Origin of the sequence: Brevundimonas vesicularis (assembly GCF_032067225.1) — a bacterium.
Lineage (GTDB): Bacteria > Pseudomonadota > Alphaproteobacteria > Caulobacterales > Caulobacteraceae > Brevundimonas > Brevundimonas vesicularis_F.
Genome location: NZ_DAMBJX010000001.1, coordinates 89910 through 112531 on the forward strand (window position 1 = coordinate 89910; position 22622 = coordinate 112531).

At 66.6% G+C, this 22622-nt stretch carries 23 protein-coding genes and 1 pseudogene; 6 read left to right on the forward strand and 18 right to left on the reverse strand.

Features of this window, described 5'->3' with window-relative positions; genetic code table 11:
• The first annotated feature begins 52 nt into the window (after positions 1 to 52).
• On the forward strand, positions 53 to 448 hold the full coding sequence (locus RT123_RS00445; RefSeq protein WP_039245841.1) for a DUF3597 family protein: 396 nt from the start codon (positions 53 to 55) through the stop codon (positions 446 to 448).
• Positions 449 to 462: 14 nt separating this feature from the next.
• On the opposite strand, the gene RT123_RS00450 is transcribed toward RT123_RS00445, so the two are convergent.
• The 8 genes from RT123_RS00450 to RT123_RS00485 form a co-directional block, all read right to left on the reverse strand.
• The gene (locus RT123_RS00450; RefSeq protein WP_313006939.1) at positions 463 to 1647 is read right to left on the reverse strand and encodes a benzoate/H(+) symporter BenE family transporter; all 1185 of its coding nucleotides are present in this window, start codon (positions 1645 to 1647) and stop codon (positions 463 to 465) included.
• 58 nt (positions 1648 to 1705) lie between these two features.
• Positions 1706 to 2503 carry an enoyl-ACP reductase gene (locus tag RT123_RS00455; protein WP_169802112.1) on the reverse strand — a complete coding sequence of 266 codons (798 nt, stop codon included), beginning with the start codon at positions 2501 to 2503 and terminating at the stop codon, positions 1706 to 1708.
• 101 nt (positions 2504 to 2604) lie between these two features.
• A complete protein-coding gene (gene galU / locus RT123_RS00460; RefSeq protein ID WP_165114072.1) occupies positions 2605 to 3483 on the reverse strand; it encodes a UTP--glucose-1-phosphate uridylyltransferase GalU in 879 nt (292 codons plus the stop codon).
• 83 nt (positions 3484 to 3566) lie between these two features.
• Positions 3567 to 4634, reverse strand: a complete 1068-nt coding sequence (locus RT123_RS00465; RefSeq protein ID WP_313006941.1) for a substrate-binding domain-containing protein — start codon at positions 4632 to 4634, stop codon at positions 3567 to 3569.
• 91 nt (positions 4635 to 4725) lie between these two features.
• Positions 4726 to 5538 carry a phosphonate ABC transporter, permease protein PhnE gene (gene phnE / locus RT123_RS00470; protein WP_045809538.1) on the reverse strand — a complete coding sequence of 271 codons (813 nt, stop codon included), beginning with the start codon at positions 5536 to 5538 and terminating at the stop codon, positions 4726 to 4728.
• Positions 5535 to 6551: a phosphate/phosphite/phosphonate ABC transporter substrate-binding protein gene (gene phnD, locus RT123_RS00475; RefSeq protein WP_039245970.1), complete on the reverse strand. Its 1017-nt coding sequence runs from the start codon at positions 6549 to 6551 to the stop codon at positions 5535 to 5537. The genes phnE and phnD overlap by 4 nt, the downstream gene beginning before the upstream one ends.
• Positions 6548 to 7357, reverse strand: a complete 810-nt coding sequence (gene phnC, locus RT123_RS00480) for a phosphonate ABC transporter ATP-binding protein (protein WP_055808912.1) — start codon at positions 7355 to 7357, stop codon at positions 6548 to 6550. Before phnC ends, phnD begins: the two co-directional genes overlap by 4 nt.
• Before the next feature lie 106 nt (positions 7358 to 7463).
• A complete protein-coding gene (locus RT123_RS00485; protein ID WP_313006944.1) occupies positions 7464 to 8693 on the reverse strand; it encodes a DUF2254 domain-containing protein in 1230 nt (409 codons plus the stop codon).
• Positions 8694 to 8922: 229 nt separating this feature from the next.
• On the opposite strand from RT123_RS00485, the gene RT123_RS00490 reads away from it, so the two are divergent.
• Together RT123_RS00490 and RT123_RS00495 are read left to right on the forward strand one after the other, a co-directional pair.
• On the forward strand, positions 8923 to 10188 hold the full coding sequence (locus tag RT123_RS00490) for a type III PLP-dependent enzyme (RefSeq protein ID WP_165114035.1): 1266 nt from the start codon (positions 8923 to 8925) through the stop codon (positions 10186 to 10188).
• 214 nt (positions 10189 to 10402) lie between these two features.
• Positions 10403 to 11458 (forward strand): 1,9-bis(guanidino)-5-aza-nonane synthase, encoded by a 1056-nt coding sequence (locus tag RT123_RS00495; RefSeq protein ID WP_313006947.1) that lies wholly within the window; start codon positions 10403 to 10405, stop codon positions 11456 to 11458.
• A gap of 61 nt (positions 11459 to 11519) precedes the next feature.
• Here RT123_RS00495 and RT123_RS00500 read toward each other — a convergent pair whose 3' ends face one another.
• The 5 genes from RT123_RS00500 to RT123_RS00520 form a co-directional block, all read right to left on the reverse strand.
• On the reverse strand, positions 11520 to 12650 hold the full coding sequence (locus RT123_RS00500) for a GTP-binding protein (protein WP_313006949.1): 1131 nt from the start codon (positions 12648 to 12650) through the stop codon (positions 11520 to 11522).
• 41 nt (positions 12651 to 12691) lie between these two features.
• Positions 12692 to 12916 carry an alkylphosphonate utilization protein gene (locus RT123_RS00505; protein WP_313006951.1) on the reverse strand — a complete coding sequence of 75 codons (225 nt, stop codon included), beginning with the start codon at positions 12914 to 12916 and terminating at the stop codon, positions 12692 to 12694.
• A 209-nt stretch (positions 12917 to 13125) separates the two neighbouring features.
• Positions 13126 to 15165 carry an NAD(+) synthase gene (locus tag RT123_RS00510; protein ID WP_313006953.1) on the reverse strand — a complete coding sequence of 680 codons (2040 nt, stop codon included), beginning with the start codon at positions 15163 to 15165 and terminating at the stop codon, positions 13126 to 13128.
• Between the two features lie 88 nt (positions 15166 to 15253).
• Positions 15254 to 16021 carry a type I methionyl aminopeptidase gene (gene map / locus RT123_RS00515; RefSeq protein WP_313006955.1) on the reverse strand — a complete coding sequence of 256 codons (768 nt, stop codon included), beginning with the start codon at positions 16019 to 16021 and terminating at the stop codon, positions 15254 to 15256.
• Positions 16018 to 16230 (reverse strand): ParD-like family protein, encoded by a 213-nt coding sequence (locus RT123_RS00520; protein WP_055754535.1) that lies wholly within the window; start codon positions 16228 to 16230, stop codon positions 16018 to 16020. The genes map and RT123_RS00520 overlap by 4 nt, the downstream gene beginning before the upstream one ends.
• A 393-nt stretch (positions 16231 to 16623) precedes the next feature.
• Between RT123_RS00520 and ftsY the strand changes: the two genes are divergently transcribed.
• From ftsY to RT123_RS00535, 3 genes are all read left to right on the forward strand, one after another.
• Positions 16624 to 17559, forward strand: coding sequence for a signal recognition particle-docking protein FtsY (gene ftsY, locus RT123_RS00525; protein ID WP_313006958.1), 936 nt, complete (start codon positions 16624 to 16626; stop codon positions 17557 to 17559).
• A 1-nt stretch (position 17560) separates the two neighbouring features.
• Positions 17561 to 18181 (forward strand): inner membrane-spanning protein YciB, encoded by a 621-nt coding sequence (locus RT123_RS00530; RefSeq protein ID WP_161640626.1) that lies wholly within the window; start codon positions 17561 to 17563, stop codon positions 18179 to 18181.
• A 98-nt stretch (positions 18182 to 18279) separates the two neighbouring features.
• Positions 18280 to 18894 carry a MarR family transcriptional regulator gene (locus RT123_RS00535; RefSeq protein ID WP_313006962.1) on the forward strand — a complete coding sequence of 205 codons (615 nt, stop codon included), beginning with the start codon at positions 18280 to 18282 and terminating at the stop codon, positions 18892 to 18894.
• Here the strand turns inward: RT123_RS00535 and RT123_RS00540 are convergent.
• From RT123_RS00540 to RT123_RS00560, 5 genes and pseudogenes are all read right to left on the reverse strand, one after another.
• Positions 18891 to 19265: a phasin family protein gene (locus RT123_RS00540; protein WP_313006964.1), complete on the reverse strand. Its 375-nt coding sequence runs from the start codon at positions 19263 to 19265 to the stop codon at positions 18891 to 18893. The genes RT123_RS00535 and RT123_RS00540 overlap by 4 nt on opposite strands.
• Before the next feature lie 92 nt (positions 19266 to 19357).
• Positions 19358 to 20131: a creatininase family protein gene (locus tag RT123_RS00545; protein ID WP_313006966.1), complete on the reverse strand. Its 774-nt coding sequence runs from the start codon at positions 20129 to 20131 to the stop codon at positions 19358 to 19360.
• Positions 20132 to 20178: 47 nt separating this feature from the next.
• The gene (locus tag RT123_RS00550; protein WP_055754528.1) at positions 20179 to 20796 is read right to left on the reverse strand and encodes a TetR/AcrR family transcriptional regulator; all 618 of its coding nucleotides are present in this window, start codon (positions 20794 to 20796) and stop codon (positions 20179 to 20181) included.
• Positions 20796 to 22406, reverse strand: a complete 1611-nt coding sequence (locus RT123_RS00555; protein ID WP_409514877.1) for a DHA2 family efflux MFS transporter permease subunit — start codon at positions 22404 to 22406, stop codon at positions 20796 to 20798. Before RT123_RS00555 ends, RT123_RS00550 begins: the two co-directional genes overlap by 1 nt.
• Positions 22403 to 22622, reverse strand: a pseudogene (locus RT123_RS00560) (HlyD family secretion protein); the annotation flags it as partial. The pseudogene RT123_RS00560 and the gene RT123_RS00555, both read right to left, overlap by 4 nt.

A 22622-nucleotide genomic window follows, 5' to 3' on the forward strand; every position in this document is an offset into this window, starting at 1 on the left:
AACCTCGCCCCGTCGGTCGCGTTGTCTGTTCACACCAACAGGAGCGCGACCGATGGGCATCTTCTCTTCGATCTGGAACAAGATCACGGGCCACAAGCCGAAGGCGGCCCCCGTTCCGCCGCCGGCCTCGACCGCTGGAATCCCGGCTCCCAACGCTGCGCCGGCCCCGACCGCCGCGCCGGCACTGCCGCCCGTCGATGTCGAGGCGGTGCTCAGCGATCTCGCGGCGTCCAAGGGCGGCGGCGGCAACTGGCGGACCTCGATCGTCGATCTGCTGAAGCTGCTGGACCTGGATTCCAGCCTGGCGGCCCGCAAGGAACTGGCCGAGGAACTGAACGTCCACGCCGGCGAGCACGGCTCGGCCGAACAGAACATCGCCCTGTCCAAGGCCGTCTGGAAGAAGCTGGCCGAAAACGGCGGTCAGGTCCCGGCCTCGCTGCGCGACTAGCCCCCTGAGCTGGATCAGGCCGTCGGTCTGATCCAGCGCATGGCGGCCAGAGCGGCAAAACCCACGACCAGACCCCAGAAGGCCGATCCGACGCCGAACAGGGTCAGGCCCGAGGCCGTCGCCGCAAACGTCAGCACCGCCGCCTCGCGCGATCCGACCTCCGTCATCATGGTTTGCAGCGCGCCGGTCAGCGGCGCGATCAACGCCAGACCCGTCACCGCCGCCAGCACGGCCGGCGGCATGGCGATAAACAGCCCGGCCAGCGGCGCGGCGAACAGAGCCACGACCAGATAAAGACCGCCGTAGATCACGCCCACGATCCAGCGCTTGGCGACGTCGGGGTGCGCGTCCGGCCCGATGCAGATCGCCGCCGTGATCGCCGCCAGATTGACCCCATGCCCGCCGAACGGCGCGATCAGCAGGCTGGCGACGCCGGTCGACAGGATCAGTCGGTTGGCGGGCGGCGGATAGCCGGCGCTCTGCAGCACCACCAGTCCGGGCAGGTTCTGCGCCGCCAGCGTCACCAGAAACAACGGAAAGCCCAGGCTGACCGCCGCCTTCCAATCGAAGACGGGCGCGACCGGCTCCAGATGCCCGAACAGGTCGGTCCCGGCGGGCAGGGCCAGCTGCCCCCGCATCGTCAGCACCGCAAAGGCCGCCGCCAGCACGGCGGGCAAGGCCCAGGTCGGCCACAGCCGTCTGAAGATCAGGAACACCGCGATCAGCCCGACGACCAAGGCCGTCTTGTCCGGCACGACCTTGAATAGTCTCAGCACGAAGGGCAGCAGCACCCCCGCCAGCATGGCCGAGGCGACGGCCGCCGGTATCCGCGCCGCCAGCCGCCCAAGCGCCGGGATCAGGCCGGTCAGGATCATCAGCAGGGCGGCGAAGACGAAGGCGCCGATCGCCGTCGGCCAGGACAGCCCCAGGGTCGAGGCCGCCAGCAGGGCCGCCCCCGGCGTGGACCAGGCCAGCACGACGGGGATCTTCAGCCGCCAGCTCAGCAAGGCGCCCGGTGCCCCGATGCCCAGGCACAGTGCCGTCACCATCGATCCGATCTGGCCCGCGTCTGCGCCCAAGGCCTGGCCGGCCTGAACGACCAAGGCGACCGTCCCGCCAAACCCGATCACCGTCGCCACGGCGGCGGACGAAAAAGCCGAGGCGGGCAGGGTGCGCATGGAAAAGGCCGGAGCAGTCATGCCCCGGCCTTAAACCGTCGTCTTGGATGGCGGAAGGCTGGGATCCAGCCCTCCTTGATCAGCCCTCGATGTCTTCCGGCAGGCCCACGGCGTGGAAGCCGGCATCGACGTGGACGACTTCGCCCGTGGTCGAACGGCCCAGGTCCGAACACAGCCACAGGGCCGCGCCCGCGACGCCCTCCATCGAGGTCTCTTCCTTGATCAGCGAGAACTGCGCCGACTTGGAGTGCAGGCCGCGCCCGCCCGAGATGCCTGCCAGCGACAGGGTGCGCATGGCCCCGGCCGAGATGGCGTTGACGCGGATGTTCTTGGGACCCAGGTCGCGCGCGATATAGCGAGTCGCCGCTTCCAGTGCGGCCTTGGCCACGCCCATGGTGTTGTAGTTCGGAATGACCCGCTCGGACCCCAGATAGGTCAGGGTGATCAGGCTGCCGCCGTTCGGCATCAGCTTGGCGGCGCGCTTGGACACGTCCACGAAGCTGAAGGCCGAGATGTTCATGGCCAGCAGGAAGCTGTCGCGCGTGGTGTTGTCCACGAAGCTGCCCTTCAACTCATCCTTGTTGGCGAAGGCCACCGAATGGACGACGAAGTCGATCGTGCCGAAGGTCTTTTCCAGTTCGGCGAAGGCCGCATCCATCGAGGCGTCGTCAGTGACGTCGGCCGGGATCAGCAGCTTGGCGCCGACGCTTTCCGCCAGCGGACGCACGCGGCGCTCCAGGCTCTCGCCCAGATAGGTGAAGGCCAGCTCGGCGCCCTGGGCGGCCAGCTGCGAGGCGATGCCCCAGGCGATGGAGCTGGAGTTGGCCACGCCCATGATCAGGCCCTTCTTGCCCTTCATGAGGTCGCCGGTCGGCATGTTCCAGCCTTCGGAAGTCGCCATGGTTCGTCTCCTGATGATTTGCGCGGAGGGTTAGCAGGGGCGGGCGTAAACCGGAACCCCCGCCGCCTTCCCTTGCGTTACAGCAGGCCCGCGATCGCCTGGCGCGCCGCGTCGCCCAGGTCGGGGCGTTTCAGGGCCAGGGCGACGTTGGCGCGCAACAGGCCGATCTTGTCGCCGCAGTCGTGGGTCACGCCCGCGTATTCGACGGCGGTGAAGCTCTGGTCCGCCATCAGTCGCGCCATGGCGTCGGTCAGCTGGATTTCGCCGCCCGCGCCCTTTTCCTGCGTCGCCAACAGGTCGAAGATTTCCGGCTGCAGGATGTAACGGCCCGAGATCGACAGGTTGGACGGCGCGGTTCCGGCGGCGGGCTTTTCGACCATGCCCTTCATGACGATGCGCGAACCGTCGCGGCTGACCGGATCGACGATGCCGTATTTGTGGGTCTGATCTTCCGGGACGGATTCCACGCCGATGATGTTGCCGCCGGTTTCGGCATAGACCTCGGCCAACTGCTTCAGGGCGCCGGGCTGAGAATCCACGATGACGTCGGGCAGGATGACGGCGAACGGCTCGTGGCCGATGATGTCGCGCGCGCACCAGACGGCGTGACCCAGGCCCTTGGGCTGCATCTGGCGGGTGAAGCTCATCTCCCCGGCCGAGGCCAGTTCGGCGTTCATCATCTCCAGGATGTCAGTCTTTCCCTTGGCCAGAAGCTGGGCTTCCAGCTCGATCTGGTGATCGAAATAGTCCTCGATGGCGCCCTTGGAGCGGCCGGTGACGAAGACGATGTGCTCGATCCCGGCTTCGCGCGCTTCTTCGACGATGTAGGACAGGATCGGCCGGTCGACGACGTTCAGCAGTTCCTTGGGGGTCGTCTTGGTGCCGGGCAGGACCCGGGTGCCGAGGCCCGCGACGGGCAGTACGGCCTTGCGCAGACGCGCGGGCGTGGTGGTCATCAAATCATCCTGACAGCTATCCCGCCCCTTCTACCCGGTGCGGACCGGCGAAAGAAGGGGCGGAACGGCGGTCGGGTTCCGCCCTATTTGGCGGGGCGGGCCATCGGGGTCATGGCGGCGATGGTCGCGCGCTGGGCCAGCAATTGGTCTTCCGGCAGCGGGATCAAGCCACGGTCGGCCAGATAGCCGCCCTTGCCGGCGGCGCCTTCCGACAGGAACTCCTGCACGAACTGCTGCAGGCCCGGAATGACGCCGATATGAGCCTTCTTCACATAGATGTAGAGGCTGCGTGACAGCGGGTATTCACCGCTGGCGATGGTGTCAGCGGTCGGGGCGACGCCGTCGATGGTCTCGGCCTTCACCGTGTCCAGGTTCTGCTCCAGGAACGAATAGCCGAACACGCCCAGCGAACCCGGCGTGCGGGTCAGGGTTTGGACGATAGCGTTGTCGTTCTCGCCGGAATCGATCCAGGCGCCGTCCTCGCGCAGGGTGTGGGCGATGCCTTCAAACCGGTCCTTGTCGCCTTCGATCGCCTTGACCGCCGGCACCAGCTTGGCGCCCGGCGTCATGCCCAGCTCCAGGAAGGCGTCGCGCGTGCCCGAGGTGGGCGGCGGGCCATAGACCTGGATGCGCTGGTTCGGCAGGCCGGCGTTGACCTGGTTCCAGGTCTTGGCCGGATTGGCGACGAACTGACCGTTGGCGCCCGGCACTTCCTTGGCCAAGCCTTCGTAGAGGTCGTTCAGTTCGAAGTTGAAGCCGTTGCCGTTACGGGCCGTGGCGATGACGATGCCGTCGAAGCCGATTTTGATCTCGACGATGTCGGTGACGCCGTTCTTGGCGCACAGGTCGAACTCGGACTGCTTCATCTGACGCGAGGCGTTGGCGATGTCCGGGGTGGTCGGGCCGACGCCCTGGCAGAAGGCCTGAATGCCGCCGCCGGTGCCCAGCGATTCGACACGCGGGGCCGCGCCGCCCGAACCGCGCGCGAAGGTCTCGGCGACCCGCGTGGCGAAGGGGAAGACGGTCGACGAACCGGCCGCCCAGATGCCGGAGCGCGCGCCGGAGGCGGAGCCGCCGCCGCCGTTGTCGCCACAGGCCACCAGGGCCAGAAGGGCGGCGGCCGAAGCCGCCAGTTTCAGTGTGCGCATCATCCAAGGCTCTCCCTGAGCATCGATTTCGCGATGCTTAGAGCAGAGGATTATGACAGTCCCGAGAATGGGCCCGCGAAAGGGACCGCCGCCGCTACAGCAGGCGGCGGCGCATCACCTGCGACAGGGTGTCGATCAGGGTCACGGCGACGACGACGACGATGACGATGGCCGAGACGGCGCGGAAATCGAACGCGTTCATGCTGTCGAACAGCACCTGGCCGATGCCGCCCGCGCCGATCAGGCCCAGCACGGTCGCGGACCGGCTGTTGGATTCAAAACGGTACAGGGCGAACGAGGTCCACAGCGGCGCGACCTGAGGCAGGACGCCCCAGACGATCTCGTGCAGCTTGCCCGCGCCGGTGGCGCGCACGCCCTCGACCGGACCCTTATCGATCGACTCGACGGCTTCCGAGAACAGCTTGGCCAGAACCCCGGCCGTATTCAGGGTGATGGCCAGGACGCCCGCCAAAGGCCCCAGGCCCACGGCGGTCACGAACAGCAGGCCGATCACCAGATCCGGCACCGAACGCAGCAGGTTCATGATCCAGCGCACGGGCGTCACGACCCAGACGGGCGCGATGTTGCGCGCCGCCGCCAGACCCAGCGGAATACCCAGGATCACGGCCAGGAAGGTGCCCCACAGGGCGATCTGCACCGTCTCCCACATCTTGGCGACGAACATCTTCCAGTCGCTGAAGTCGGGACGCAGCAGGTCGTGGACGAACAGCTGGGTGCTGTCGTTGCCGGCGAACAGGCGCGAGATGTTGCCCAGATCGACGGCGTCGATGCTGTACAGCAGGACGGCGGCGACGCCGCCCCAGACCAGGACGTCGGCGACCCAGGCGAGGGCCGACTTCTTGGGCGCCGCCGGAATCGCGACGGCGGGAGACGCGACTGCGGTCAAGGCCGGACCTCACGCAGGCTGCGCAGGCGTTGAAGCTCGCGCTCGGCGGCGGCGGCGGCGGCAGTATCGCCCTTGGCGCGGGCCTCGCCCAGTTTCTGGTCGGCGATCATTTCGCGGATCGGGTCCAGATAGCTGTCGTCGGCGGCGGTGAAGCGGGAATATTCCAGGTCTGCCAGAACCTTGCGCTGGCGCTCGGCCTCGGCGCCTTCGCCTTGGCCATAGGTCAGGAAGAAGCTGCGGATCTTTTCCTTCAGCGCCGGATCCAGGTCCTCGCGCACGACGATGCCGCTCTCGGGGATGGGCGGCGAGGTCCAGATTTCCTCGATCTGGCCCGCCAGCTGCGGGTTTTCCTTGCGCATGAAGATGGTGTTCACGCTGTTGGAGGTCGCCACGTCGATCACGCCGGTCGCCACGCCGAAGGCGTTGGCCTGGTGGTTGGCCGAGCGCACAGTCTTGAAGCACTGGCTGGGCACCACCCCGCGCGGATTGAACAGGAAGGTCAGCGGGGCCAGGGTGCCCGACGTCGACTGGGCGTCGCCGATGCCGAAGTTGTACTTCTTGCCGCACGCCATGACCTGATCCAGCGTGATGCCCGATCCCTTCTTGACGATCAGGGTCGACTGATAGCTGTCCAGACCCTCGCGGTTGACGGTGCGGGCGATGACCTCTGCCTTGGCGCGATCAATGGCCTCGACCTCAGGCTTGGCCGAGAACCAGCCCACCTGTGTGTGGTTGCCGCGCATGGCCTCGACCAAAACGGTGTAGTTCGAACCGAAGTAAGGCTTCACTGGCACGCCGATGGCCTTGGACATGTCGTCCAGCAGCGGCTGCCACAGCGGGCCGGCCGAGGCCTGGCCTTCGGCGGACAGGATCGAGAAGGTGATCTCGCTCGCTGCGCCGCCCGCAGCCTTCTTGTCCTCGCCGCCGCCGCAGGCCGCCAGGCCCAGGATCATGACGGCGGCGCCGGCCGCAGCGAACAGGCGGCGAGTAGGGGAAATGCGCGACAGGCTCATGCCTTGGTCTCCCAGAACGCGTCCTCGAACTCGGGACCGTAGATTTCGATCAGGCGCTTTTGGTCCAGCGCCGTGGACGGGCCGTCATAGACGATCTTGCCGCCTTGCAGGGCGATGACGCGGTCGCAGTAGCGGATGGCGTAATCGACCTGGTGCAGGGTGACGATCACCCCCATGCCGTCGCGCTTGTTCAGTTCGACCAGCAATTCCATCACCTTGCGGGCGGACACAGGGTCCAGCGAGGCGACGGGTTCATCGGCCAGAATGGCCTTGGCTCCCTGCACGATGGCGCGGGCGATGGCGCCGCGCTGCTGTTGGCCGCCGGACAGGGTGTTGGCGCGCTGGGCGGCGTAGTCGCTGACGCCGACGCGGTGCAGGGCCGCCATGGCCTTGTCCTTGTCCGCCTGCGGCCACAGGCCCAGCAGGCCCTTCCATCCGGGCAGACGGCCCAGCGCGCCCAGCATGACGTTGGAGAACAGGCTCAGTCGCCCGACCAGATTGAACTGCTGGAAGATCATGCCCAGCTTGCCGCGCGCCTTGCGCACGGCGCCGGTGACCCGGCCGTCCTTCTGCACGGTCTCGCCGAACACCTGGATCGTGCCGGCGCCCGCGTCGATCGACTGCAGGCCGGTGATGGAGCGGAGCAGGGTGGACTTGCCCGAACCGGACGGACCGATCAGGGCGACCATTTCGCCGGAGGCCACGGAAATCGAGACGCCGTCCAGCGCCTTTCGCGATCCGAAGGTCTTCGACACGTCACGCGCCAGGACTAGCCCAGGGGCGGCGGCGGCTGCGGATGAACTCATGAACTCGCTAGGAGGCTATGGCGAAGGGGCGCCGCAATAAGCTGAAATCGCGCTCGGGCAAGTCCTAATCGCACGTCGGGCGCAATCTCGTCCAGACCCGAGCCGTTCAGGAGCCTTCTGCCGCACCCTTCACCCGGGCGTAGTCCGCCGGAATCGGCAAGGCGGCGCGCGATCGCTCAAGCGCCTGATCGGCCATCGTCCGGACTGGTGCGGCCAGACAAGGGATCGAGGCCAGCGCCCTCAAGCCTTTTTGCAGTCTGATGGCGACCGCAACGTCGCCGGCCCCGTAACGGGCGATCGGGCCGAACAGATCGTCGAGCAGATCGTCTTCGGAGACGCCCGGCATCATCAGGCGATCTCGCAGGGTCCGCTTCTCGTCTTCCGCGCCGTCTCGGGCCCAGATGTCCATCAGCCTCACGCCGGTCGACACCACCTGAATGGCCGTTCCGGGATCGTTGATACCAGGCGACAGAGCCTTGGCGGCGATCTCGCCCAGAACGATCAGGCCGAAGCGAGGGTCTTGATCATAGGAGCGCGAGTCTCCGATCGCGAAGGCGGAGCAGAAGGCGTCCTGGGCCTCTTTGTCGCAGGCCGGCAGGCTGACCCGGGCGAGGACCTCCCCGCGTCGCACGAAGGCCCCCGGCGCAGCGACCACCTCGACATGGCAATCCCGCTTTTCGGCCATGGCCTGTAGGCGATCGGGATCGACGTTCTGGACATAGCCGGTTTCCGGCGCCGTCACGTCCGCGCCGTTTTGCAGATGGCCCCCGCGCCCGCCCAAAAACGGATTGTCGCGCCGCTGTTCCAGCGCCTCGCACGCCCGGGCCTCGACCAGATCGATCATGTGACCGACCCGCGCCAGGCTGGACAGGCGGTTGATCCAGGCTAGGAGGCGAAACGCCACCAGACCCACCATAACAAGGCTGACCAGGAACAGGATCGCCCGGCCGTTCTGTCCGTAATAATGGGCGTTAATCGCGGTGACGGCGACGATGGCGTACAGGAAGGCGCCGACGAAGGTCGCCAGCGACTTCTGGGTCTCGTCATCGCTGGTCACCAGGGCCGCGACGCGCGGACTGGCCGCCGAGGATACCGACGTATAGGCCGTGACCATGGCGCCGACCGAAAAGGTCGCCACGCCCAGCAGGCTGGACGCCAGGATCGTCAGGATCGATTCCACGGACTGACCGCCCAGGCGCTCGGCCATCTCCTGCGGCACCCATGGGGCCAGGGCGGCGGCCAGCAAGGCTGCGGCGACGCCCGCGACCGCATAGGCCGTGGCGCGCACCCACAACTGACGCCGCATCTTGCGCCAAAAGAACAGCCATCGGTTCATGAAACCCTCCGATCATCGCAACGGCGCAGAACGGTCAAGGTTGCCGCTGGATCGTGTCGTGGAGGGCGCAGAGCGGATTTGTGACAGCCAAACCTAGGCCCCGCCACGAAAAAACCTCTTTACATGACAGTCGCGCGTCCCCATATCGCGCTCTCCGGCGGACCCCGTAGGTCCTGTCTGCGCCGCTAACGCCGGTCTGGGTTTAACAATTAGCAGGGGGTTACGTGAATTGCGCACGTATCAGCTTCCCCTGGACCTGGTCCGTGAGCGGTCCCCTGAACGTCCCGTCGCCCTCGTGCGGCCGCGTTCGGTTTCCGTAGCGGCGCGCTGGTTCCAGGATAATCTAAAGGCCGACGTCTTCTATGCTGTGAAGGCCAACCCTTCGCGCTGGGTCGTCGAAACCCTGATAGAGGCCGGCGTTCGCGGCTTCGACGTGGCGTCCATCGCCGAGATCGAACTGGTGCGCTCGGTCAGCCATGACGTGCGCCTGGCCTTCATGCACCCGGTCAAGAGCCGCTCTGCAATCACCAAGGCCTATTTCGATCACGGCGTGCGCACCTTCTCGCTCGACTGCATCGACGAGCTGAACAAGATTCTCGACGCCACCGGCGGCGCGGACGACCTGAACCTGATCGTGCGCATGGCCGTCTCGGCCGACGGCGCCGCCTATACGCTGTCGGGCAAGTTCGGCGTCTCGTCGGATCAGGCGCCGGCCCTGCTGATGGCGACGCGCCAGGCGGTCAAGGACGGCCTGATGGGCGTCTCCTTCCACGTCGGCAGCCAGTGCATGCGCCCGACCGCCTATCAGGCCGCCATGGCCCAGGTCGGCCGGTCGATCAGCCGTGCGGGCGTGATCGTCGATATCGTCGATGTCGGCGGCGGCTTCCCGTCCGTCTATCCGGGCATGGTTCCGCCGGACATGAGCGAATACGCCGACGCCATTCATCGCGGCTTCAGCGAGATGCCGGTGTCGGAAACGACCGAGCTGTGGTGCGAGCCCGGCCGGGCGCTGGTCGCCGAATCCTCGTCGATCCTGGCCCGTGTCGATCTGCGCAAGGGCGACGCCCTTTATCTGAACGACGGCTCCTACGGCTCGCTGTTCGACGCGACCCACTCGCGCTGGCCCTTCCCGACCAAGCTGGTTCGGGACGGCGAAAGCGCGGGCGATCTTAAGGCGTTCCAGTTCTACGGCCCGACCTGCGATTCCATCGACCATATGCCGGGACCCTTCTGGCTGCCGGCCGATGTGCGCGAAGGCGACTTCATCGAGATCGGCATGCTGGGCGCTTACGGCGTGGCCATGTCGACGGGCTTCAACGGCTATGGCGAACACGACATCGCCGCAGTCGAGGACGCCCCGATGGCCTCGCTGTACGGCCTGGCCCCGCGTTCCATCCCCACCGTGCGCACCACGGCGGAAGAGAACGCCCGCAAGGTCGTGCGTCTGTCACGCCCCAAGGGTAAGGCCGGTCAGCGCAAGTCGCGCCGGAAGTAGGACGCCCGCACCTGTAATCGTCATCCTCGGGCTCGACCCGAGGATCGGCCCCCTCTGCGTCTTCCTTGCAAGGAACGCGCGGCGGAACGTCCGACCCTCGGATCAAGTCCGAGGGTGACGGCCGATGGTTGGGCGTCTATCGGTCCTGTCGGTCGCTCCGTCCCGGCACGTCTGCTTGTTCGACGGGCGCTCAAATCACAGGGAAACCGCCGAAATGAACGCTCCCGTTCAATCGAACACCAAGGCCCAACTGCTGCAGAATGTCGTCGAGCACGTCGACATCACCAGCTTCGACGCGCGCCCGATCATCGACTCGATGCGCAAGATGTCCTTCTCGTCGCGCGACACCGCCCACGCCGCCGACATCTTCTCGATGGCCATCGAAGACAAGGACTGCTCGCCCTGGCTGATCCTGGCCGGTTCGACCTCGGCCGGCGGCTGCATGCACGTCTACCGCGACATGGTGAAGTTCGGCATGGTCGACGCCGTGGTCGCCACCGGCGCCTCGATCGTCGACATGGATTTCTTCGAGGCCCTGGGCTTCAAACACTATCAGGCGGCCGGCGAGGTGGACGACAACGTCCTGCGCGACAACTACATCGACCGGATCTACGACACCTATATCGACGAGGAAGAGCTCCAGGCCTGCGACCACACCATCCTGGAGATCGCCAACCGGCTGGAGCCGCGCGGCTATTCCAGCCGCGAGTTCATCTGGGAGATGGGCAAGTGGCTGAGCGAGGGTAACGCCAAGAAGCCCGGCTCGCTGATCCAGACCGCCTATGAAGAAGGCGTGCCGATCTTCTGCCCGGCCTTCGTCGATAGCTCGGCCGGCTTTGGTCTGGTGAAACACCAGAAGGAGCGGGCCGCCGCCGGCCAGCCCTATCTGATGCTGGACGCCATCGCCGACTTCCGCGAACTGACCGACATCAAGATCGCCGCCGGCGTCACCGGCCTGTTCATGGTCGGCGGCGGCGTGCCCAAGAACTTCGCCCAGGACACCGTCGTCTGCGCCGAAATCCTCGGCGTCGAGGCCGAGATGCACCGCTATGCGGTCCAGATCACCGTCGCCGACGTGCGCGACGGCGCCTGCTCGTCCTCAACGCTGAAAGAGGCGGCCTCGTGGGGCAAGGTCCAGACCACCCACGAACAGATGGTCTTCGCCGAGGCCACCACGGTCGTCCCCCTGATCGGCTCCGACGCCTACCACCGCGGCGCCTGGAAGGCCCGCGACAAGCGCCGCTGGAACAACCTGTTCGGGAAGGGCTGAACAAAGAAAAAGGCCGGTGGATTGCTCCGCCGGCCTTTTGTCTGTCAGTCCATTTTTGAGATCAGGCGGCGCAGGCCTCGAAGCCGGCCTTCAGCGCGGCTTCGTCCAGATCGCGGCCGATGAAGACGGCGCGGCTCCAGCGGCGTTCGGCGGCGCCCCATTCGCGTTGCAGGTCGCCTTCCAGGATCATGTGCACGGCCTGGAAGACCAGGCGGCGGTTCTCGCCCTTCACATCGATGATGCCCTTGGCGCGCAGGATGTTCTGACCCTGCTCGCCCAGCAGCCGGTCCAGCCAGGCGGTGAACTTGGCCCCGTCCAGCGGCCGATCCAGCGACAGGGAGATGCCCTTGATGTCGTCCTGGTGAGCGTGACCCCTGACGCCGTGAGAATGGGCGCCATGCGAATGGTCGTGATCATGGTGGTCGTGATCGTGGTCATGATGCCCATGGTCATGACCGCAGTGTTCGTCATGCACATGGCCGTCCGCGCCATGCGGCGGGTTCACGAAGTCCGGCTTGACCTCGAGAATGCGTTCCAGATCGAAGGCCCCCAGGCCCAGCACCTGATCCAGCGGCACGTTCGAGCGCTCAGCCCGCACGATGGGCGCCAGAGGGTTCAGCGCCCGTAGACGCGCCTCGACCGCGTCCAGTTCGTCGGCGGTCGCCAGATCGACCTTGTTCAGGATGATCCGGTCGGCGAAGGCCACCTGCTCGCGCGCCTCCTTGGAGTCGTCCAGGCGCGCCATCACGTGTTTGGCGTCCACCAGGGTCGTGACGCTGTCCAGCTGGGTCTTGGCCTTGACGTCCTCGTCCACGAAAAAGGTCTGGGCCACCGGGCCTGGGTCGGCCAGGCCCGTCGTCTCCACGATGATGGCGTCGAAGGCGGGCTTGCCGGGACGCTGGCGCTTCATCAGGCCGGCGACCACGCGGATCAGGTCGCCCCGGACCGTGCAGCAGACGCAGCCGTTGTTCATTTCGAACACGTCCTCGTCGGCGCCGACCACCAGGTCGTTGTCGATGCCGATCTCGCCGAACTCGTTAACGATGACGGCGTAGCGCTTGCCGTGATCCTCGGTCAGGATGCGGTTCAGCAGCGTCGTCTTGCCCGCGCCGAGATAGCCGGTCAGGACAGTGACGGGGATCTTGCCGTTCGTTGCGGCAGTCGAGGTCGGGGCGGCGAGGGTGTCGGTCATAGGCCGCTAGATGGCGGCTGCATCGCGCGAAGGGAAGAGGGTCAGGCCTTCTTCACGAACTCGGTGCGCAGGACCAGGCCGCGCACCTTCTCCACATTGGCCTCGATCTCGTCCGGATCGTCGGTCAGGCGGATGGTCTTGACCAGCGTCCCGCGCTTCAGCGTCACCCCGCCCGATCCCTTGACCTTCAGATCCTTGATCAGGGTCACGCTGTCGCCGTCGGCCAGGATGTTGCCGTTGGAATCTTTGGTCACGTCGTCGGTCATGGCCAAGCTTCTAGCGACTGGTTCGGCGAATATCCACACTCATCCTATGGGAATTCACGCATCGTCTCCTCCCCGCTTTGCGGGGAGGGGGACCGCGAAGCGGTGGAGGGGCTCTTTGAGGTCCCACTAAGGCTTGCGATGCGGACACAGCCCCTCCGTCACGGCGCAAGAGCGCCGCGCCACCTCCACATGAAATGGGTAGGAGACGGTCAGTCCGGCACGTTTGCGTCCAGCTCGTCCAGCCACACCCGCGCATTGCCGTCGGACGGCGCACGCCAGTCGCCGCGCGGCGACAGCGATCCGCCCGTCACCACTTTCGGACCATTCGGCAGGGCCGACCGCTTGAACTGCGATGTCTGGAAGAAGCGGATCAGGAACTTCCTCAGCCAAGCCTTGATGGTCGCCAGGTCGTACTCGACCTTTTCGTCCTCGGGCGTGTTCGCCGGCCAGTCGCCCGCGCCCGCATCGCCCCAGGCCTGGTGCGCCAGGAAGGCGACCTTGGACGGCTTCAGGCCGAACCGGCTGATGTAGAACAGGAAGAAGTCGTTCAGCGCATAGGGACCGACCGTGCCCTCGGTCGACTGGATCACCCCGTCTTTCGCCGGCACCAGCTCGGGCGAAATCTCGGTGTTCAGAATGGCGTGCAGCGTGTCACGCGCGCCCGCGCCGATCAGGTCGCCCGCCGCCACCCAGCGGATCAGGTGCCGGATCAACGTCTTCGCCACCCCGCCGTTGACGTTGTAGTGGCTCATATGGTCGCCGACGCCGTATGTGGCCCAACCCAGCGCCAGTTCCGACAGATCCCCGGTCCCCAGCACGAAGGCCCTGTGCTGGTTCGCCAGCCGGAATAGATAGTCGGTCCGCAGGCCCGCCTGCACGTTCTCGAAGGTGATGTCATGCACCGGCTGACCCTCGGCATAGGGGTGGCCGATGTCCTTGAACATCTGTTCCGCGGCGGGGCGGATGTCGATCTCTGCGCCCGTCACGCCCAGCGCGGTCATCAGCGCCCAGGCATTGGACTTCGTCGCATCCGAGGTCGCGAACGCCGGCATGGTGAACGCCAGTATGTCCGTTCTCGGCAGATCCAGCCGGTCGAAGGCGCGACAGGCCACCAGCAGGGCCTGGGTCGAATCCAGCCCGCCCGACACGCCGATCACCAGCGACTTCGCGCCTGTCGCCGTCATGCGGCGCATCAGCCCTTGGACCTGGATGTTGAACGCCTCGTAGCAGTCCTGATCCAGCCGCCCGGCGTCGTCGCGCACGAAGGGGAACCGGTCCAGAGGCCGGATCAGCTCGCTGGCCTCATGGTCCTGGCGCGCCATGAAGGGCACGACCGCCGCCGGCTCGCCTTCGTTTCTCGCGCATTCGGCGAAGGTGCCGTTGCGCAGACGATCCAGCCCGATCCGGTCCACGTCCACATCGGCGATCGTCAGATGGCTGTCCAAGGCGAACCGCTCGCCCTCGGCTAGTTTCGACCCCAGTTCGTGGATGGTCGCCTGACCGTCCCACGCCAGGTCGGTGGTGCTCTCGCCCCAGCCCGAGGCGGCGAAGACATAGGCCGACAGGGTGCGGGCCGAATGGCTGGCGCTCAGCATCGCCCGCTCGTCCGCCTTGCCGATGACGATGTTGGACGCCGACAGGTTCAGCAGGATCCGCGCGCCCGCCAATGCGGCCCGCGTCGAGGGCGGCAGCGGCGCCCAATAGTCCTCACAGATCTCGACCGAGAAGACGAAGCCCGGCCGATTGACGGCCTCGAACAACAGGCCCGGCGCGAAGTCCACCGTCTCGCCGTTCAAAGCGATCACGTCCTCGGCGCGCGCCGTCGCCGGCGCGAACCAGCGTTTCTCATAGTATTCGCGGTAGTTGGGCAGATAGGTCTTGGGCACAACGCCCAGAACCTCGCCGGACCCGATCACCACCGCGCAATTATACAGGGCGTCGCCGTTGCGGATCGGCGCCCCGACCACCGCCACGACATCCGCCTCGGCCGTCGCTGCGGCCACTACGGCGATCTGTCGCTCAACCTCGTCCAGCAGCGCCGCCTGCATATGCAGATCGTCGATGGCGTAGGCCGACAGCGACAGCTCGGGAAACACCATCAGGTCCACGCCCTGTTCGCCCGCCTGACGGATCAGCGCGACGTGCTCTTGCCCGTTCGCCCTGGGGTCGCCCGGATGGCTGACCGGCGTCGCCGCCGCCACGCGCACGAAGCCGTGGGTCTTGGGAGAATGGAACAGAGCATCAGCCATCGGATCGTCCGCATCACCCGGCCTGCGCCGGTCGTCGGCCTTCATATAGGCGCGAATGATGAAGGGACGGAATCTCTCCTTCGCGCGCCTATGCGCCCCGCTTCTCGTCCGGCCTCAGGGTCAGGACCCGCACGCCCTCCTTCGTCACCGCCACCGTATGTTCGAACTGGGCCGACAGTTTTCCATCGGAGGTGACCACGGTCCAGCCGTCGTCCTCGGTCAGGACCGTGCGCACGCCCTGGTTCAGCATCGGTTCGATGGTGAAGGTCATGCCTTCGCGCAGGGTTACGCCGGTCCCGGCCTTGCCGAAATGCAGCACCTGCGGCTCTTCATGCATCTCGCGCCCGATGCCGTGCCCGCAATAGTCGCGCACCACCGAATAGCCGGCCTTCCTGGCGTATTTTTCGATGGCGAAGCCGATGTCGCCCAGTTTCGCGCCCGGGCGCACCGCCTGAATGCCCTTCCACATCGCCTCATAGGTGGTGCACACCAGCCGCCGGGCCTGCGGTCCCACAGATCCGATCAGATAGGTCTTGGAGGAATCGGCGATGAAGCCGTCCTTCTCGAGCGTGATGTCCAGATTGACGATGTCGCCGCTCTTCAGGATGTCGTCCGCCGTCGGCACGCCGTGGCAGACGACCTGGTTGATCGAGCTGTTCAGTACAAAGCCATAGCCATACTGACCCTTGCTGGCCGGCCGCGCCTTCAGCTCGTCGACGATGAAGCCCTCGACCCGTCGGTCGATTTCCAGCGTGCTCAACCCCTCCAGGGTCATCGCGTCCAAATGGGTGAAGACCGAGGCCAGCCGTCGCCCCGCTTCGGCCATCAGCGCAATCTCGGCCGGCGTCTTGATCATGCGGCGGCGCCCGTCGGGACGGACGCATCGACGCCCGCCGCCCGCAACTCGCGCGCCACCAGTTCCTGGAACGTCACGCCCGGATGCGTCTCGCACAACATGCCGATCCTGATCCAGAACGCCGCCTGAGCGTTAATCGACCGATAGGACGCCTTCGCAGCGCGCCGCAGCTGCTCGTGCAGTTCGTCCTCGATATTGACGATGCCCATGATACTCTCGCTCTATATGAAACGTATGCGCAGCGCATATTCTTTGTTGATCGGCTCCACAAGCGCAAGCGCCGCTCGATGATCTTCGCCGCTGCCGTCTGCGCCGCCAGAGGCTTGCACAGGATGACGGAAGAATATGATCGACAGCCATCCAAACTGGCGGCTCCAACCCTCGCGCTTTCAACGGTGTGCCGATTTCTCACGGCCTTCTGCCATCGTCGATTTTGCGCGGGCCTATAATCCTCGCCTTCGCACTGACGCTAACAGGGAGGTCTCGATTTCAGATCAATTAGACGAATTAGACGGTGTTTTTGTCGCCGACCGTCTGAAACGTCGGGGACGACCCTCGCGAATGCGGATGACGTTGGCCTTCGCCCCCGCTAAAGCCACTGCATGAACGATACGCCGAAAAAGGGCTGGTTCCAGCGCCTGTCCGCTGGGCTCTCGCGCTCCTCCAAACAGATGACCGATCAGGTCGTCGCCACCTTCGTCAAGGAGCCTCTGTCCGAGGCGTCGCTGGAGCAGCTGGAAGAGCATCTGCTTGAGAGCGATCTCGGCCCTGCCGCCTCGGCCCGGATCGTCGAACGCTTTCGTGGGCTGAAGTTCGGCAAGGACGCGCCCGAGCGCGAGGTCAAGGAGGCACTGGCTGAGGCGGTCGCCGCCGAACTGTCGCCGCGCCAGGCGACCTTCGACCCCCTGTCCGGCCCCAAACCCTATGTCGTCCTGTTCGTCGGGGTGAACGGGTCGGGCAAGACCACGACCCTGGGCAAGATCGCCGCAGATCTGACGGGCAAGGGCGCCAAGGTGATGATCGTCGCCGGCGACACCTTCCGCGCCGCCGCGCGCGAACAGCTGAAGGTCTGGGCCGAGCGCGCCGGCGCCGACTTCGAGAACCGTCGCGACGGCGCCGATGCCGCGGGCCTGGCCTTTGACGCCTATACCAAGGCGCGAGCCGAAGGCTACGACGTCGTCCTGATCGACACCGCCGGCCGGCTTCAGAACAAGTCCGCCCTGATGGACGAACTGCTCAAGATCGTCCGCGTGCTGAAGAAGGTCGATCCCGAGGCGCCGCACGACACCCTGCTCGTGCTGGACGCCACCGTCGGCCGCAACGCCCTGGCTCAGGAACAGATCTTCGGCCGCACCGCCTTCGTGACCGGCGTGGTCATGACCAAGCTGGACGGCACGGCGCGCGGCGGTGTGCTGGTGCCGGTGGCCCAGGCGTCCGACGCCCCCCTGATGCTGATCGGCGTCGGCGAAGGGGTCGAGGATTTGCAACCGTTCGACGCCCGCGCCTTCTCCCGCTCGCTGGTGGGACTGGAAGACTGACATGACCGAGACGCCGAAAAAGGCTTCCAACATCCGCCAGGCCGTCGATTTCGGCGCGCTCGTGGCCTTCATGGCCGCCTATGCGATCAACCGGTTCGCGCGCGGTCTGGACGGGCAGGAAGCCCTGGTCCAGGCGACGTGGGTCCTGGTCGGCGCCTCGCTGATCGCCCTGATCGTCGGCTATGTGGTCGAGCGTCGTTTGGCGCCCCTGCCGCTGCTGACCGGCGGCTTCGCCCTGATCTTCGGCGTGCTGACCATCGTCTTCCACGATCCGAACCTGTTGAAGATCAAGCTGTCGATCCAGAACGGCCTGCTGGCGGTCGTGCTGCTGGGGTCGCTGCCGCTGAACCGCTATCCGTTCAAATATCTGCTGGGCGAGGCGATCCGCATCACCGACGCGGGCTGGCGCGGCCTGACCCTGCGTTACGGCCTGTATTTCGCGGCCGTCTGCATCGTCAACGAGATCGTCTGGCGCACCCAGTCCGATGACACTTGGGTCGCCTTCCGCGGCGGCCTGTGGATCGCCTCGGCCGTGTTCGGCGTCTGGCAGGTCTTCTTCATCATGAAGCACCTGATCAAGGACGACGAGCCGGCCCCCGTCTCGCCCGATACCGGGCTCTAGGCGCCAAGCGGAACTGTCACGGAACCGACGCGCTTTCCCCGTCAAATCGTAAAGCAGAGCTGATACGTGTTCGGACGAAACTTCAGGGGAGCGGCGCGATGGTGAAGGCGGGAAAAGCGGCAAGGAAGGTCGGGCCCCTGGCCACCTCGCCCAGCCACCTGATGCACCGCGCCCTGCAACTGGCGCTCGACATCTATGCCGAGGAGACCGGCGCCGACGGCCTGACCCAGCGCCAGTTCGCGGTGCTGGAGGCGGTGTCGCTCAAGGCCGGTCTGACCCAGACCGAACTGGTGCGGATGACCGGCATCGACCGCTCGACCCTGGCCGATCTTGTCACGCGCATGACGACCAAGGGCCTGCTGGAGCGGGAACGCTCGACCCTGGACGCCCGCGCCAAGGCGGTGCGTCTGTCGGCTGAGGGCGCCGCCCGTCTGGAGGCCGCCCGTCCGCTGGTCGAGGCCGCCGACAAGCGGATCATGGCCTTGCTGCCCAAGGGCCAGCGCGAGACCTTCCTCAATCAGCTGGCCGATCTGGCCGCCGCCGCCGACGCCGCTCCCGACGCCGCAAAGGCCGAGGCCAAAGCCGCCAAGAAGGCGCTGAAGGCGGTCGAGAAGGAAGCGCGCAAGGCCGAAAAGGCCGCCAAAAAGGCCGACCGCCCCGCCAAGCCCGCCAAGGTCAAAAAGCCCAAGCTGAAGCTGGTGGAGCCGGCCTAGCGCGTCTTGCGCAGCCGTTTGGCGTTGGCGGTCGCTGTCTTGTGGATCGGGGCCAGCGCCTCGGCCTGGGCCTTCAGCAGTTCGCCGTTCAGGGTCATGGCCTGGGCCGCCGCCCGACTCCACCAGCCCATAGCGTAGCTGAACTGGGCCTCGGCCGCTTTGGCCGGGGTGCGGGCCTGGGTGACGGCCGCCGCCGCTCGCAGGGCATGGGCGCCCTCGTCCATCGCCACACGCCCAAGCCGCTGACCGATGGCCCCGGCGCTGGCGGCCAAGGCGTCGGCGGAGGCGGACAGCGCCTCGGTCTTCTCGGAGCTCATCAGCGACAGCTCCTTGAAGTCCTGCCCCTTGGCGCTGGTCAGGCCCTGCGCCATCAGCCCGGTCCGGGCCGCGATCACCTCGGCCGAGGCGGCCAGGATCTCGGCGCCGACGACGGCTGCGCTGGCGGCTGTGGGGGTTTTGCGGGTCAGTGAGGACCTCCAGGTTGGGTCTCTGCGGCGAAGGCCGCGATGTCGCTCAACAGGGCGGGGATCGCCGCGTCGATGATCTGCTGGCCCTTCTCGGGGCTGGCCTGGGCCGGGTCCGACCCGATCCGGCCGTCGGGGAAACGGGCGCGATAGTCCAGGGCGTCGCGGATCGGCCCGTTCGGCGCGATCTGCGGGCTGTAGTCGGCGGTCTTGATCCGCTCGGGATAGGCGGCCTGCGTCACCGCGATCTCGGACGGCGTGGCGTGCATGCCGTGGCCGGTTGGAAACAGGCGGTTGCACAAGCCATGGACGCCGGGCAGGTCCCACCAGTTCTTCAGCTTCAGCACGAACGGCGGATTGTCCTCGACGAAGCTCCACTCGGCGTAGATTTCCGAGATCGTCGCCTCGATGGTCGCGACGTTCCCGCCGTGCCCGTTCAGGAAGTAGATCCGCTCAAACCCGTGACGGCTCAAGGACGACACCCAGTCCGTGATCGCGGCCATGAAGGTCGAGGGGCGCAAGCTGATGGTGCCGGCGAAAGCCAGGTGATGCTGGGCCATGCCGATGTTGAAGGTCGGGGCCACGATCAGGTTGGCGTCGGTCTTTTCGGCCGCCTGGGCGATGATCTCCGGGCACAGCCAGTCGGTGCCCAGAAGCCCTGTCGGTCCGTGCTGCTCGTTGGAGCCGATGGGCACGACCACCGTCCTGGACAGCGGGCCGCCGTCGTTCAGTCGGGCGTCGATTTCGGGCCAGGAGGACAGGTGGATCAGCATGAAGGCGGTCTCAAGCGACAGGGTGGGACGACTGTAGCGCGCCGGGCTCAGGAAGTCTTGGCGGCCGTGGCGGGCGGATGGGCGGCCATGAAGATGCGCGCGGCCTCTCTGGCGCGGCCTGCGCGTTTGTCGGCCTCCAGCTGCGGCACGTCCAGCATGGCGCGCAGATGGCCGTGGCCGAGCACCAGGCCGGCGAACATCTCGGCCGCCTCTTCCGGATCGGCGACGCTCATCCGGCCCAGCCGCGTCTGTTCCGCCAGCCAGGCGCCCAGTTCGCGCAGGCTGCGGCGCGGGCCGGCCTCATAGATGGCGTGGGCGATGTCAGGCGCCTCGACCGAGACCAGGGCGACCCCACGCATCGAGCCGACCTTGTCGCCGCTGCACACCCGGTTCAGCAGGGTGAGGGCCAGGGTCTCCAGCACCGTCTGCGGATCGCCGGCGCCGCGCAGTGGGGCGACGATGTCCTCGACGCGCTTTGACGCCAGGGCCTGGGCGATCTCCAGCTTGGAGGCGAAGCGGTTGTAGACCGTCTGTTTGGAGACGCCGGCCAGTTTGGCGATCTCGTCCATCTTGGCCTGCAGCCCCTTGTCGGCGAACAGGGTCGCGGCGGCGTCCAGGATCGCCTCGCTCTTTCGTTCATCGACCTGTCCCCGACGCCGCGCCATCAGTGGACGTCCGAGGGCGGGGCGCCGGCCTGGGCCTTCACCGGCTGGGCGGCCAGGGTGACGAAGGCCGCGCCCGCGCACAGGATGGCCAGCAGGGCGAAGGCGTCGCCGAACGCCATCGTGGTCGCCTGTTTCTGCAACATCCCATAGATGGCCTTCATCGCCGAGGCGGCCGGGTCGATGGAGCCGGCGAACCGCTGGGTCATGCCGGCCATCATGTTGCGCATCGCCTGGTCGCCCTGACCAATGGCGCTGGTCAGTTCGCTCATGTGCAGGGCCGTGTTGGACGTCAGGCTGGTGTTCAAGATCGCCAGGCCGAAAGCGCCGCCGACGTTGCGCGACAGGTTGACCAGCCCCGAGGCGTTCTTGACCATGTGCGGCGGCAGGGTCGCCATCGTCACTTGCTGGGACGCGATCATGGCCAGCATAACGCCGACGCCGCGGAAGGCCTGGACCGAGGCGAAGTTCCAGAAGCCCCAGTCATCGGTGACGACGCGCGCCTCCCACATCCCCCAGGCGCACAGCATGAAGCCGCCGAACATCAGCACCCGCGCATCCAGCTTGCGCACCAGTCGACCGGCGAAGGGGCCGGTGGCGAACATGGCCAGGCCCGACACGACCATGGTGGTGCCGACCTCTGACGACGAATAACCAAGCACGCGGCCCAGGAAGAGCGGCAGCAGGAAGGTGCCGCCGAACAGGGCGAAACCGACGATGAAGGTCATGATGAAACCGACCAGGAAGTTGCGATTGCAAAAGGCGCGCAACTCAACGATCGGCTGGCGATAGGTCAGGGACCGCCAGATGAAGATCGGTCCGGCGACTGCCGCCACGACGGTCAGCAACAGGATGTGGGTGTCGTCGAACCAGTCGTTCTTGGCGCCCTCTTCCAGCACGAACTGCATCGACATCAGAAAGGCGGCCATCAGGCCCAGGCCCCACCAGTCGAAGCCCTTGGCCAGCGATGGGTCGCCCTTGTCGAAGTTGCCGTACCGCCCGACCAGGAACAGCACCAGCAGCCCCGGCCCCACGTTGATGAAGAACAGCCAGCGCCAGCTCAGCCACTCCGTCAGGTGCCCGCCCAGCGTGGGACCGACGGTTGGCGCCAGGGTGACGATCAGGCCCATGACCACGCTGGCGGTGACGCGCTTGTCGGGTGGGAAGGCGGTGAAGGCGACGGCGAAGACGGTCGGGATCATGGCCCCGCCCACGAAGCCTTGGATGGCCCGGAACAGGATCATCATGTCGATCGACGACGACAGACCTGTGGCGATGCTCATCAGCACGAAACCGGCGCAGGAGACCAGAAACAGCCGCTGCGTCCCCCACAGCCGCGACAGGAAGCCCGACAGAGGGATCATCACCACCTCGGGGATCAAATAGGCGGTCTGGATCCAGCTGATCTCGTCAGCCGAGGCGCCGACCCCCGCCTGGATCTGGGGCAGGGAAGCGGCGACGATCTGGATGTCCAGAATGGCCATGAACTGGCCCACCACCATGCCGGCGAAGCCCAGCAACAGCATGGTCCAGTTGATTTCGGGATGGCCGGCGACGGGACCCTTTTGCGCGACAGGGGCCCCGCCATCTGCGGCGGGGTTGGCGGCGGTCACTGGCCTGCGGCTCCGGTCGTCGTGGCGGCTTCGGCAAAGCTCTGGCCGCCCTGGCTCTTCAGGTCGATCTTGACGTCCACCGACAGGCCGGGACGCAGGGCCAGGCTTCGGTCTGCGCCGCTGACGACGATGCGCACGGGCACGCGCTGAGTGATCTTGGTGAAGTTGCCCGTGGCGTTCTCGACCGGGATCAGGGCGAACTCGGACCCGGTGGCG

Excerpts from the sequence above, each read along its gene's own strand:
- RT123_RS00445 (WP_039245841.1), top strand. The coding sequence starts at position 53 with ATGGGCATCTTCTCTTCGATCTGGAACAAGATCACGGGCCACAAGCCG.
- RT123_RS00450 (WP_313006939.1), bottom strand. The coding sequence starts at position 1,647 with ATGACTGCTCCGGCCTTTTCCATGCGCACCCTGCCCGCCTCGGCTTTT.
- RT123_RS00455 (WP_169802112.1), bottom strand. The coding sequence starts at position 2,503 with ATGCCGACCGGCGACCTCATGAAGGGCAAGAAGGGCCTGATCATGGGC.
- galU (WP_165114072.1), bottom strand. The coding sequence starts at position 3,483 with ATGACCACCACGCCCGCGCGTCTGCGCAAGGCCGTACTGCCCGTCGCG.
- RT123_RS00465 (WP_313006941.1), bottom strand. The coding sequence starts at position 4,634 with ATGATGCGCACACTGAAACTGGCGGCTTCGGCCGCCGCCCTTCTGGCC.
- phnD (WP_039245970.1), bottom strand. The coding sequence starts at position 6,551 with ATGAGCCTGTCGCGCATTTCCCCTACTCGCCGCCTGTTCGCTGCGGCC.
- phnC (WP_055808912.1), bottom strand. The coding sequence starts at position 7,357 with ATGAGTTCATCCGCAGCCGCCGCCGCCCCTGGGCTAGTCCTGGCGCGT.
- RT123_RS00485 (WP_313006944.1), bottom strand. The coding sequence starts at position 8,693 with ATGAACCGATGGCTGTTCTTTTGGCGCAAGATGCGGCGTCAGTTGTGG.
- RT123_RS00495 (WP_313006947.1), top strand. The coding sequence starts at position 10,403 with ATGAACGCTCCCGTTCAATCGAACACCAAGGCCCAACTGCTGCAGAAT.
- RT123_RS00500 (WP_313006949.1), bottom strand. The coding sequence starts at position 12,650 with ATGACCGACACCCTCGCCGCCCCGACCTCGACTGCCGCAACGAACGGC.
- RT123_RS00505 (WP_313006951.1), bottom strand. The coding sequence starts at position 12,916 with ATGACCGACGACGTGACCAAAGATTCCAACGGCAACATCCTGGCCGAC.
- RT123_RS00510 (WP_313006953.1), bottom strand. The coding sequence starts at position 15,165 with ATGGCTGATGCTCTGTTCCATTCTCCCAAGACCCACGGCTTCGTGCGC.
- map (WP_313006955.1), bottom strand. The coding sequence starts at position 16,021 with ATGATCAAGACGCCGGCCGAGATTGCGCTGATGGCCGAAGCGGGGCGA.
- RT123_RS00520 (WP_055754535.1), bottom strand. The coding sequence starts at position 16,230 with ATGGGCATCGTCAATATCGAGGACGAACTGCACGAGCAGCTGCGGCGC.
- ftsY (WP_313006958.1), top strand. The coding sequence starts at position 16,624 with ATGAACGATACGCCGAAAAAGGGCTGGTTCCAGCGCCTGTCCGCTGGG.
- RT123_RS00530 (WP_161640626.1), top strand. The coding sequence starts at position 17,561 with ATGACCGAGACGCCGAAAAAGGCTTCCAACATCCGCCAGGCCGTCGAT.
- RT123_RS00535 (WP_313006962.1), top strand. The coding sequence starts at position 18,280 with ATGGTGAAGGCGGGAAAAGCGGCAAGGAAGGTCGGGCCCCTGGCCACC.
- RT123_RS00540 (WP_313006964.1), bottom strand. The coding sequence starts at position 19,265 with ATGGCGCAGGGCCTGACCAGCGCCAAGGGGCAGGACTTCAAGGAGCTG.
- RT123_RS00545 (WP_313006966.1), bottom strand. The coding sequence starts at position 20,131 with ATGCTGATCCACCTGTCCTCCTGGCCCGAAATCGACGCCCGACTGAAC.
- RT123_RS00550 (WP_055754528.1), bottom strand. The coding sequence starts at position 20,796 with ATGGCGCGGCGTCGGGGACAGGTCGATGAACGAAAGAGCGAGGCGATC.